The sequence below is a fragment of the Mycobacterium sp. genome (assembly GCF_046095365.1).
GTDB lineage: Bacteria > Actinomycetota > Actinomycetes > Mycobacteriales > Mycobacteriaceae > Mycobacterium.
Map to the genome: position 1 here is coordinate 1 of NZ_JBJTJF010000150.1, position 11998 is coordinate 11998.

Below are 11998 nucleotides of genomic sequence, written 5' to 3' on the forward strand. Positions count from 1 at the left end.
CCGACGGCCATGTGGCCGGTGTGACCGGAACGTTCACCGAGACGGAACTCGTCGCACCGAACTTGTCGGTGACGGACACCGTGAAGACGTCGGCCTTGTCGGCGCCCGTCGCGTTCGGTGCACCTGCGTTCTGCCGGGCGACGTCCGTGGGAGTGTAGGTGAACGCGCCGGTATTCGTCACTGCCACAGCCCCTTTGGCGGTGGAGGCATTCAGGGAGACGTAGGTGAGGCTGTCGCCGTCTGGATCGACGGCGTTGACGTTTCCGGTGACCACGCCGGTGGTGAGGTCAGTACTGAGAACCGGGGTCCCAGCCACCGGCGCCCGGTCGCTGGGTGCGACGGTGGCGCTGATCCGGACCGCGGCGGTCCCGCCGTGGCCGTCGTTGACCGTGACGGTGAATGAATCGGTGAGGACGGTCGCAGAGTTGCGGGCCGAGGTGCGGGCGGCCGGGCTGGGCGTGTAGGTGAAGGCGCCGGCCGCGCCGAGGGCCACGGTGCCGTTGGCAGCCGCCGACGCGGTGTAGCTGAGCGTGTCCTTGTCGGCGTCGGTGGCGGTTACCGTGCCGCGTACGAGCCCGGTGAGCGGGTCGGGCTTGCCGACAACGGACGAGGCGACCGGCGCGGTATTTCTCGGCCCGACCGAGACGGTGACCGGGACCACCGCCTGGCCGCCGTAACCGTCGGAGACGCGGACCGTGAACGTGTCGGACCTGTCGGCTGCCGTGGCGGAGATCGCGGCGGCCTTGTGGCGGGCAGGGGCGGTAGGGGTGTAGGTGAACGCGCCGGTGGCGGCGTTGAGTGTCACCGTGCCCTTGGTGGCGGTCGCGCTCAGGGCGTAGGAGGGTACGTCGCCGTCGGAGTCGGTGGTCTGCACCGACCCGGTCACGGCCCCGGTCGCAGCACTCGGAGTGCCCACCGCAGCCGACGCCACCGGGACGCTGTTCCTGGGCAGGATCTGAACCCGCGCGGTCGTGCTGGTGGCGGCCCGCCTGGCGTCGGTGACGGTGACCGTCACGGTGTCGCTCTTCGCATCGGCCGGTGCGCCGACCTTGGCCGCTGCGTGGCGGGCGGCGGCGGTCGGCGTGTAAGTGAAGAGCCCGGTGTTGGTGATGGCGACCGCGCCCTTGCTCGAGGTCGTCGCCCGGTAGGCGATTTTGTCGCGATTCGGGTCGGTGGCGATGACCGTTCCGGAGACCACGCCGGTTCCCGGGGCGGGCGTGCCGACGTTCACCGACCTGATCACCGGCGGCTGGTTGGGCCCCAGCGCCCTGGCCATGAAGAACGTCGCCGCGGGCCGGGGGGGCTCGGGCCGGCCGATCTCGCGGCGGGCGGCGGCCAGGGCCGTCCACACCGCGGGTGACTCCGGCGGACCGACCGGCGCCCCGCCAGGGGTGATCCCCACAAGCGCGTCGAGCGCAGCGGCGGGCGCGGCGGTCCGCGGCGGGGTGATCCGCGGCGCCGCGGACGCGGCCGCGGGAGTTCGGAGGACGGCCGCCGCGGGGCGGGGTGCGGCGGTTTCGACGGCCGTCGGCGGCCGGATCGGACCGGCCACCGGGATGGCCGCGGCGCGCCGCGCGACAGGATCCACGTCCGGTGCCTTACCGGCTCCCCGGACCGCCGCGGCTGGCGACGGCGTGCCACGGCGGCCTTCGGGGCCCGCGGGCGCCGGGCGGCTGCGCCGCCCTTTTTCCGCTTGTCTGCCAACGGTTTTCGCGGCACGTCCGGGTACCCGGGATGACGGCCGCGCCGCGTTGGCATCGGATGTCGCCGCCGGATCGGAGGGACTGGGGGTGTCGGCTCCCGCCGGGGCCGCCCCGCCCAGGGCCATCAGCGCTCCCGCGCCGAGTGCGATCGCCATACCGCCGGCACGTTCGGCGAAGGATGAGGCGCGCATCCGGCACCCCCCTCACGGTTCTAAGTGGAGTCTGCACAGATTATCAGCCGATTATCAGCCCGGCTGACGATCCGGCAAAATTCCCGGCGCGGCTGAGCGGGGCGGCAGGGCGATCCCGGCCCCGCCCGCCACTGGGATACCTCAGACGGTTGTGACCTTCAGGCGGCTCAGGTCGGTCTTCATCAGGACGACGTTGTAGTTGCTCCAGATGGACATGTTCCAGTACAGGTTCGCGACGTCAGGTTCGGTCCCGTCGGTGAGCACTCCGGTTCCAGAGAGTGGGTGGATCATCGGCGCGTAGAGGCCCGGGTACTGGATCGAGGTGGCGAGAGTGACCGGCGCCGACCAGGGGCCCTCGGGGCTGTCGGCGGTGCGCAGGATGACGTTGTTGGCACCGTTGCCGTAGAGCACCACGTACTTGTCGAGGTACTCGTTGTACTGGATGCTCATCTCGCTGACGTTGCCGCCGGTCTTGGCGCCGGTGAAGCCGGCCATCGAGCCGCCGAGGAACTTCGGGTCGTTGGCCAGATCAAGCAACGGGCCCAGCAGGCCGGTGGACTTGGTGGAGTCGCCGATGACCGGCGCGGCCTTGGCCTGATCGCGCACCCAGTTCGTGCCGTCCCAGTACTCGTACCTCGACAGGTCGGTCACCGACGGTTCCGGGACCCGCGACAGGAAGGCCGAACCGGCGCGGCCCGACGGAGTGCCGAAGGCGTAGACGTAGCGGGTGCCGCCGGGGACGACCTTGCTCTCCGGTTGCAGTACGTAGGCCATCTGCTGGAAGTTCTGATCGCCGGCCTTGTACATGGCGGAGGACCGGAAGTACCCCGCCGGCCGGACCGTCTGCTTCTGCAGCACCCACCTGTCGGTCGCCGGGTCGTACTGGGAGATGGCGGAGTAGTTGGTGGTCCAGCGCCCCGGGGTGTCCCACGACTTCACCGACATGTAGTTGACGTAGTTGTTGCTGTTGGCGTACACCGCCGAGGTCGGGATGACGGTGACCTCCGAGCCGATGAAGAAGACCTGGCTCTTGGCCGCCGGGATGAACTGGTAGGCCGTGTCGGTGTTGATCAGGGCCAGGCCGTCGGAGAGATCGGTGTCGTCGCTGAGCAGCAGGATGTTGGACCGCCAGTCTCCGGACATGTTCGGGCCGGAGAAGGTGTCCCCGAACGCAAGCTGGGTGAGGTCGTTGTCGCCGTTGAACCACATGATGCCCAGGTCGGTGCCGTAGACGTTGGCCCACCGGGTGTTGTTGGTCTGGGTCCAGCCCGCGCCGGGGAACGCGGTGTTGCGCTGCCCGGTCACCCATCCGATGGGCGTCGAGGTCAAGCTGGCCGGGGTGGTGACCAGTGCGCCGGCCACGGTGGCGCCGGGCAGTGCCGCCCTGGCGGCGGCGGTCCGCACTCCGGTGCGGCCCGGGTCGCGCCGGGTCCAGCCCAGCAGGGCCCACAGTGCCGGCGAGTCCAGCGGGGCGCCCGGCGCACCGCTGCCCGCCAGCGGCGCCAGGCCGGTCACCGAGAGCAGCCGGGAGACCGGCCGCGGCACCGAGACCGCGGCGGCCGGGGCGGCGACCGCGACCGGGGTAATGGCCGGGGTCGTCACGGGTTCCGACGACGGCGCCGTCACCGCGGCCGCGGGTCGGAGGGTCGCAGGCCGGGTGATCCGGACCGGTGAGATCTGTTCCGGTTCAACATTTTTCACTGGAACTCTGACCGCTGCGACGGGTGATGGGATGGGCGCGGACCCGTTCCTGTCGGCGGCCGCGGCCGACGCCCTGGGCGTGGCCGCCGCCCGGGCCGCGCCTGCCGCCCGGTCCGCGCCTGCCGACCGGGACGCGCTGCGCCGGGCCGGGACGGCGGGTGAATCGGCGCCGGCCGCCGATGCCCGGTGGGAGGGTGCCGAACCGCGGCCTGACCGCCGGGCCGGGGCGGGGCTGTCCGCCGCGGCCCCGGCGGAGACCTGGGTTTCCGGGCCGCCGGCCTCGGGGCCCGCGGTGCTGTCCGCCCACGCTGTTCCGGTGCTCAGGGCCGTGCCGACCCCCAGTGCGACGGCCAGTGCGCCGACCCGCCCGACGCGGCGGCCCGCGGCGCTCGTGGCAGAACTCATCGACTCATTCCTCCTGGCTAACCGGGAACCGGCGACGGATGTTTCTTATACTCTACTCAGTCGGATCACATGCGTCGATCAGCAAAACGCCGATGCTAGCGGGCGGCGAGAAGCTCCGCCATCTTTCCGATCACACCCTGCAGTGCCCTGAACGGCCGGATCATCACCTTGACCGAGGTGATCTTGCCCTCGGCGTTCCAGTGGATCATGTCGATGCCCTCGACGGACAGGCCGTCGACCTCGGCGGCGAACTCCAGGACCGCGGAGTGGGTGCCGAACCACTTGTTGACGTAACTGAAACCGGTGCCGGCGAACATCTGCTCGGCGGCCCGCAGATAGGCAACCGCCAGCGGCCGGCCGCGCTGCGGGGTGAACACCGCGGGGGAGTAGAAGACCGCGTCCTCGGCGAGCATGTCGTCGAGCTGAGCCGTCTGACCGTTCTCGATGACGCTCAGCCACCGCTGGATGACCGGTGGGGTTCCGGGGGCCTCGGTAGTCACCACGTCCACAGCGACATGTCGCCGGGCGGGTACTGGTTGCAGATGTCGGTGGTGTTGGCCGCGACGCCCTTGTTGTTGAAGAACAGTTTCGCGTGATTGGGCCAGCGGAAGACCAGCGGGTCGGCGTAGATGTTGGTGGCCAGCTGCTCCGACCACGCCCGCCGGTCGGCCGGGGACTTGGCGAAGAAGTCGTGGATGTAGTCCTGGGCGGCCTGCTGGACGTCGGCCGGCTTGTTGTTGTAGTCGATCATGTAGCGCTCGTAGTACACCGGCTCGACGTCGCGCGCCGCGGCCATGATCTGCTCGGCGTCGCAGGTGGTGACGATCATCCGGTGCGGGATCGGGTAGTCGTCGGTGGCGTCGGCCCCGGCGGTGGCCGGCGCGAGCGCCGCAGCCAGCGTCAGCCCGGCCAGCATCGGAAGAATACGCATACCTCTCATCATGAGCCTCCACGGTAGGACAGGGCCACTTCGGTGTCCGGGCGGCCGTCGAGAGCCGGTTGCTCGTCCACCGCCGGACGGTCCGGGGTGGGCCAGGGCCGCGGCACCGGCCGCTGGCGCACCACCTGCGGCCACCAGAACCAGCGCCCGAGCAGGGCGGCGATGGACGGCGTCATGAACGAACGCACGATCAGGGTGTCGAACAGCAGGCCCAGCGCGATGGTGCTGCCCACCTGCCCGGCCACCCGCAGATCGCTGACCAGCATCGAGGCCATGGTGAAAGCGAACACCAGACCGGCGGAGGTGACCACCGCGCCGGATCCGGCCATCGACCGGATGATGCCGGTGTTGATGCCGGCGTGGATCTCCTCCTTGAAGCGGGCCACCAGCAGCAGGTTGTAGTCCGAGCCGACCGCCAACAGGATGATCACCGACATCGCCAGCACCATCCAGTGCAGCGGGATTCCCAGGATGTGCTGCCAGATGAGGACCGACAGGCCGAAGGACGTGCCCAGCGACAGCGCGACGGTACCGACGATCACCGCCGCGGCCACGATGCTTCTGGTCAGGATCAGCATGATGATGAAGATCAGGCACAGCGAGGCCAGCCCCGCGATCATCAGGTCGTAGTTGGCGCCGTGCTGCAGGTCCTTGTAGGCCGACGCGGTGCCGCCTAGGTAGACCTTGGAGCCCTCCAGGGGCGTGCCCTTGATGGACTCGAAAGCGACGTTCCTGATCTTGTCGACCAGTGCCAGTCCCTGCGGTGTCGCGGGGTCGTTCTCGTGGGCGATGATGAAGCGCACCGACTTACCGTCCGGCGAGATGAACATCTTCATCCCGCGCTTGAACTCCTCATTCTCGAACACCTCCGGCGGAAGGTAGAACGAGTCGTCGTTCTTCGCGGCGTCGAAGGCCTTGCCCATGGCGGTGGCGTTCTCCTGCATGGCCGCCATCTGGTCCTGCAGGCCGCCCATGGTGGACTGCATGGTCAGCATCGAGGTCTTCATCGCCTTCATGTTCTCGATCATCGGCGGCATGATCGTCAGCATCTGCGGCATCAACTCGTCGAGCCGGTCCAAGTCGGCCACCATCGCCCCGAGGTCGTCGCTGAGCTTGTCGACTCCGTCCAGGGTGTCGAACACCGAGCGCATGGCCCAGCAGACCGGGATGTCGAAGCAGTGCGGCTCCCAGTAGAAGTAATTGCGGATCGGGCGGAAGAAGTCGTCGAAATCGGCTATGTGGTCCCGTAATTCGTTGGTGGTGGCCACCATCTCCTTGGTCTTGCCGACCATGTCGTGGGTGACCCCGGTCAGCTGGGTCATCAGTCCGTACATGCGCTGCATGGTGTCGATGGTGATCTGCATCTCGTCGCCCATCTTGAGCATGTCCTTCATGCGGTCCTGCATGTAGGACATGTTCAGCTGCTGGGTGGCGCCGGACATGCTGATGATGAAGGGGATCGAGGTGTGCTCGATCGGGGTGCCCTGCGGGCGGGTGATGGCCTGCACCCGCCCGACGCCGGGGATGTGGAAGACGTTCTTGGCGATCTTGTCGATCACCAGCATGTCCGCGGAGTTGCGCAGATCGTGATCGGTCTCGATCATCAGCAACTCGGGGTTCATCCGCGACTGCGGGAAGTGCCGGTCGGCCGCGGCGAATCCCTGATTGGCCGGAAGATCCGGAGGCATGAATTCGCGGTCGTTGTAGCTGTTGACGTAGGACGGCAGTGCCAGCAGGCCGACCAGGGCCAGCGCCATGGAGGCGATGAGGATCGGCCCGGGCCAGCGAACCACGGCCGTGCCGATCCGTCGCCAGCCCTGGGTCTTCATCTTGCGCTTGGGATCGAAGATTCCGAAGTGGCTGCCGATGGTGAGGATCGCCGGGGCCATCGTCAACGCCGCCACCACGGCCACCAGCATGCCGACGGCCAGTGGTATGCCGAGGCTCTGGAAGTAGGGCAGCCGGGTGAAGTGCAGGCAGAACGTCGCGCCCGCGATCGTCAGGCCCGAGCCCAGAATCACGTGGGCGGTGCCGTGATACATGGTGTAGAAGGCGGTCTCGCGATCCTCGCCGTCCAGTCGGGCCTCGTGGTAGCGGCCCATGATGAAGATGACGTAGTCGGTGGCCGCGGCGATGCCCATCGTGGTCAGCAGGTTGACCGCGAAGGTCGACAGGCCGATCACGTCGAAGTAGCCCAGCACCGCGACGATCCCGCGGGCCGCGGCGACCTGGATCCCGACCATCATCAGCACCAGAACGACGGTGACGATGGAGCGGTAGACCAGCAGCAGCATGAACAGGATCACCACGAGGGTGACCGCGGTGATCTTGTGTACACCCTTGTCGCCGGCATGCTGCTGGTCTGCCATCATCGCGCCCGGCCCGGTGACGAACACTTTCACTCCGGCCGGCGGTTGGGACGCCGCGACCGCATCGCGCACCGCCTGCACCGACTCGTTGGCCAGGCTCTCGCCCTGGTTGCCGGCCAGGTAGAGCTGTACGTAGGCGGCTTTGCCGTCGGCGCTCTGGGCGCCGGCCGCGGTCAGGGGATCGCCCCAGAAGTCCTGGATGTTCTGGACGTGCTTGGTGTCGGCCCGCAGCTTGGCCAGCAACTCGTCGTAGTAGTCGTGGGCTTCGTCTCCCAGCGGGGCGTCGCCCTCCAGCACGATCATCGCCGAGCTGTCGGAGTCGAACTCCTGGAAGGTCTGGCCGACCTTCTTCATCGCCTGCAGCGACGGTGCGTCGGCCGGAGCCAGCGAGACCGAGTGCATCTGTCCGACGACTTCCAGTTGCGGAATCCTGGTGTTCACCAGCACCACGACGGCCAGCCAGATCAGCAGGATCGGTATCGAGAACAGCCGGATGAAGCGCGGAATCGCCGGATGGGCCCCGACGTGGCGGTTGGAAGCGGTGTTCTCGGTCACGGGGATCACGACACCGGTTCCGGAGGCCCTGCGCTTCAGCAGCTTGACCATCGTCTTCCCCGGGAATCTGTAACGAACACCGACCAAGAGATTAGCTCATGTAACTGTTCGGCCTACAATCACAAACATGACCATTCCGAGGCGTGCCGCACTGGCCGCGGCCCTCGCGGCGGCCGCGATAGCCGGGGCGCCGACCGCGTACGCCGACCCCGACATCGACTTCGCCAACCAGCTGCAGGGATACGGCATCTACGGCCCGCGCGACTACAACGCCTGGCTGGGCAAGATCACCTGCAAAAGGCTGGCCCGCGGGGTAGACCCCGACGCCTACGCGTCGGTGTCGTTCATCGCCAAGAACCTCGACCGCACCGCCACCCAGGCCCAGGCGGCCCAGTTCCTCGGTGCGGCGGTCAGCACATACTGCCCGGACATGGCCGGCGTGCTGCAGAACACCGCGCAGTAGTCCCCCCCGCCGGCTCAGCCGGCGAGTTTTCCATTATCGATCGCGTAGACCGCGCCGTGCACCGCGGCGGCGTCGTCGCTGGCCAGGAAAGCGATCACGGTTGCCACGTCGTGCGGTTCCATCAGCCCCCGGGGAGCGGCGATCCGCATGATCAGCTTGTAGTCGGCGTTCTCCGGCGCGGCGAACCCGGTCACCTGCGGGGTGAGCATCCCGCCCGGACAGACCGCGTTGACCCGCAACCGATCTCGGGTGAATTCCACCGCAAGCGCCCGGGTCAGTCCGATCAGTCCATGCTTGGCCGCGCAGTACCCGGCCGAGTACACCTCGCCCTCCAGTCCGGCCACCGAGGAGACGTTGACAATGTTCCCGCCGGCTTCCAGCAGATGCGGCAGTGCGGCCCGGCACAGGTAGAACGGGCCGGACAGGTTGGCCGCGAGGTCATAGGCCCAGTCGTCGTCGGCCACGTCGGCGGTGTGCCGCATCTGGTGGAAGCCGGCGGCGTTGACCAGAACGTCGAGGCGGCCGAACCGATCGACGCACCGCGCCACCGCGTCGCGGCAGGCCCCCGGGTCGGTGATGTCCGCCCTTACGTAGGCCCCGCCCGGCACGGACTCGAACACCTGCGACATCCGGTCGGTGTCGCGTGCGATCCCGAACACCGTCGCCCCCCGGCCGGCGAACAACTGCGCGACCTCCGCGCCCAGACCGGAGGACGCGCCGGTCACCAGGGCGACCTTTCCGCTCAGTTGAGCCATCCGCGGTCCTCTCCGTCAGGGCTGCTGACCTGCTGGCGGCCGGTAAAACCCCAGCTAGAACCGCCTGGGGAAACATTACGCGTAGGTGACCATGTGGGGTCCCGGTGGGCGCGGGCCGCCGGCATCGTCTTGAATTGTCTTGAGCGTCGGTTTGAACAGAGCCGACGGGAGGGGCGAGGAATCCCCGCGGAACAGGAGTGGTCAGTGCGCGCGACGGACGCCACGTCGACGAACGGCGGGGTGATGCGGGGTCCTGCTCCGGATGTCACCGCGGCCGGCCCGGAGTTCGGGATATGGCGCAACGGGGTTCGGCGGCGCGCTCTTGCCCACGTCGCGGACTTCGTCGAGACCCGCTGTGTGCCCACCCTGGAACGCACCGGCGTCGACATCGCCGCGGACGTCCTGGTCGCCTTCGTCGACGGGGGCAAGTGCCTGCGCTCGACGTTCATGTACCTGGGCTGGCTGTGCGGCGCCCGGGTCGATCCGGAGGCGGACTCCGCGGCGCTGCGTGCGGCGGCCGGCCTGGAACTGCTGCACGCCTTCGCTCTCCTGCAGGACGACGTGATGGACGCCTCAGTGCTGCGCCGGGGCCGGCCGGCCGCCCACGTGCAGTTCGGGCGGTGGCACCGCGAGCGCGGCCTGTCCGGGTGTGCGGACCGGTTCGGTGCGGCGCAGGCGATCCTGCTCTCGGATCTGTGCCTGGTGTGGGCGGAGCAGATGATGCGGGAGAGCGGGGTCGGTCAGCAGCAGCTGTCCCGGGCCTGGCCGCACTACGACGCGATGCGGATCGAACTGGCGGTGGGCCAGTGCGCCGACGTGGCCAACGACGTCGGCGCGCTGCCGGACCTGGACTCGGTGCTCGACGTGGCCCGGCGCAAATCGGGCAACTACACCGTGCGCAGGCCGCTGGAGATCGGCGCCGCGATGGCCGGTTGCGAGCACCTCATCGACGTCCTGGGCGGCTACGGCAGCGCGCTCGGTGAGGCGTTCCAGATGCGTGATGATCTGCTGGGCGTGTTCGGCTCGCCGACCGAGACCGGCAAGCCGGCCGGCGGGGACCTCGTCGAGCGCAAGGCGACCAGCGTCGTGGTGGCGGCCCAGCGGATGGCCGACCCCTCCATCCGGCGCCAGTTCGCCGAACTGATGAGCGCCGACTCGCTCGACGACGCCGACATCGCGCACTGGCGCACGCTGATCGTGGCGACCGGGGCGCCCGCCTGGATCGAGGAGTCGATCGCCGAGCGGGTGGCCGTCGCCGTCGGGCACATCAGCGATGACCGGATCGACGAGTGGGTGCGCTCCGCGCTGGCCGGCATGGCCGCGGTGTGCGCCCTGCGGACGACCTAGAAACCGAGAAACAAGGAGCCTTGCGATGAGCAGCTTGCGTACCGTTCCCGGCCCCACCGACCACGTCGTGGTGGTCGGCGCCGGGCTGTCCGGGCTGTCGGCCGCGCTTCAACTGGCCGGGCAGGGCCGCGCGGTGACCGTCGTCGAGCGCCACGCGTTCCCCGGCGGGCGCGTCGGGCAGGCCGACATCCGGGGCTACCGGATCGACACCGGCGCCACCGTGCTGACCATGCCCGACATCATCGAGGAGGCCTTCGACGCGGTGGGGGCGTCGATGGGCGACTACCTGGAGCTGATCAAGCTCGACCCCGCCTACCGCGCGTCCTTCGCCGACGGCAGTTCCCTGGATGTGCACACCGACGCCGAGGCGATGGCGTCGGCGATCGAGGCCTTCGCCGGTCCCGCGCAGGCCGCTGGGTATCGGCGGCTCCGGCAATGGCTCACCGAGCTGTACCAGCTCGAGATCGAGGGCTTCATCGGCGCCAACTTCTCCTCGCCGCTGTCTCTGCTGACACCGCAGCTGGCCAGGCTGCTGGCCATCGGAGGGTTCCGCGGCTGGGAGAAGATGGTCAGCCGCTTCATCACCGACGAGCGGGTGCAGCGGATCTTCACCTTCCAGGCCCTCTACGCCGGCGTTCCGCCGCAGCAGGCGCTGGCCGCCTACGCGGTCATCGCCTACATGGACACCGTGGCCGGGGTGTACTTCCCGCGCGGCGGGATGCGGGCCATGCCCGAGGCGCTGGCCGCGGCGGCCGCCGACGCCGGCGTGCGGTTCCGCTACCGGACCAGCGTGACCAGGCTGGAGCGGTCGGGCTCGCGGGTGACCGCGGTGTGCACCGACGCCGGGGACCGGATCGCCTGCGACGCCGTGGTTCTCACCACCGAGCTGCCGCTGACCTATCAGCTGCTGGGCCGGACCCCGCGCCGGCCGGTCAAGATGCGGCCCGCCCCCTCGGCGGTGGTGATGCACGTCGGTGTGCCCGCGGTGGGTTCGGCTCTGCAGCACCACAACATCAGCTTCGGGGCGAAGTGGTCGCAGACCTTCGACGAGATCATCGGCGACGGCGTGCTGATGAGCGACCCCTCGATCCTGGTTACGATGCCCACGGCCGGCGACCCGAGTCTGGCGCCGCCCGGACGCGACCTGCTCTACGTCCTTGCGCCGTGCCCGAATCTCGAGGTGGGCCGGGTGAATTGGGCTGCGCAGGGTGACAGCTACGCGCAGGAGGTGCTGGCCACCGCCGCCCAGCGGCTGCTGCCCGGGCTTGATCGCGACGCCGACATCCTCGACGTCGTCACCCCGGCTGACTGGGCCCGACAGGGCATGACGGCAGGCACCCCGTTCGCGCTGGCGCACACCTTCTCCCAGACCGGCCCGTTCCGCCCGGCCAACCTGGTGCGCGGGATCGACAACGCCGTGCTGGCCGGCGGGTCGACGGTTCCGGGGGTGGGAGTGCCCACGGCGCTGCTGTCGGGCCGGCTGGCCGCCGAACGAGTGACCGGGCCGGCCGGTGAGCGATCCGGCCGGCGCACGATCACCACCGGTACGGGGCGGGGATAGGGTGGGCG

General features: G+C 69.3%; 9 protein-coding genes. 3 read left to right on the forward strand and 6 right to left on the reverse strand.

The window, feature by feature from the left end:
* The 5 genes from ACKOQ4_RS11695 to ACKOQ4_RS11715 all read right to left on the reverse strand — a co-directional run.
* Positions 1-1588 (reverse strand): cadherin-like domain-containing protein (locus ACKOQ4_RS11695; RefSeq protein WP_526291976.1); only part of this gene is annotated, 1588 nt, incomplete at its 3' end.
* A 447-nt stretch (positions 1589-2035) separates the two neighbouring features.
* Positions 2036-3496, reverse strand: coding sequence for a DUF4185 domain-containing protein (locus ACKOQ4_RS11700; protein WP_526291978.1), 1461 nt, complete (start codon positions 3494-3496; stop codon positions 2036-2038).
* Between the two features lie 599 nt (positions 3497-4095).
* On the reverse strand, positions 4096-4500 hold the full coding sequence (locus ACKOQ4_RS11705) for a nuclear transport factor 2 family protein (protein ID WP_526291988.1): 405 nt from the start codon (positions 4498-4500) through the stop codon (positions 4096-4098).
* Complete coding sequence (locus tag ACKOQ4_RS11710) at positions 4497-4940, reverse strand: DUF5078 domain-containing protein (protein ID WP_526291990.1); 444 nt, start codon at positions 4938-4940, stop codon at positions 4497-4499. Before ACKOQ4_RS11710 ends, ACKOQ4_RS11705 begins: the two co-directional genes overlap by 4 nt.
* Positions 4940-7915: an MMPL/RND family transporter gene (locus ACKOQ4_RS11715; RefSeq protein ID WP_526291980.1), complete on the reverse strand. Its 2976-nt coding sequence runs from the start codon at positions 7913-7915 to the stop codon at positions 4940-4942. The genes ACKOQ4_RS11710 and ACKOQ4_RS11715 overlap by 1 nt, the downstream gene beginning before the upstream one ends.
* 76 nt (positions 7916-7991) lie before the next feature.
* Between ACKOQ4_RS11715 and ACKOQ4_RS11720 the strand changes: the two genes are divergently transcribed.
* Complete coding sequence (locus ACKOQ4_RS11720) at positions 7992-8327, forward strand: DUF732 domain-containing protein (protein ID WP_526291982.1); 336 nt, start codon at positions 7992-7994, stop codon at positions 8325-8327.
* Positions 8328-8341: 14 nt separating this feature from the next.
* On the opposite strand, the gene ACKOQ4_RS11725 is transcribed toward ACKOQ4_RS11720, so the two are convergent.
* On the reverse strand, positions 8342-9082 hold the full coding sequence (locus ACKOQ4_RS11725) for an SDR family NAD(P)-dependent oxidoreductase (protein ID WP_526291984.1): 741 nt from the start codon (positions 9080-9082) through the stop codon (positions 8342-8344).
* A 243-nt stretch (positions 9083-9325) separates the two neighbouring features.
* On the opposite strand from ACKOQ4_RS11725, the gene ACKOQ4_RS11730 reads away from it, so the two are divergent.
* Both ACKOQ4_RS11730 and crtI read left to right on the forward strand, forming a co-directional pair.
* On the forward strand, positions 9326-10429 hold the full coding sequence (locus ACKOQ4_RS11730) for a polyprenyl synthetase family protein (protein WP_526291992.1): 1104 nt from the start codon (positions 9326-9328) through the stop codon (positions 10427-10429).
* A gap of 25 nt (positions 10430-10454) precedes the next feature.
* On the forward strand, positions 10455-11990 hold the full coding sequence (gene crtI, locus ACKOQ4_RS11735) for a phytoene desaturase family protein (protein ID WP_526291986.1): 1536 nt from the start codon (positions 10455-10457) through the stop codon (positions 11988-11990).
* Positions 11991-11998: the final 8 nt, after the last annotated feature.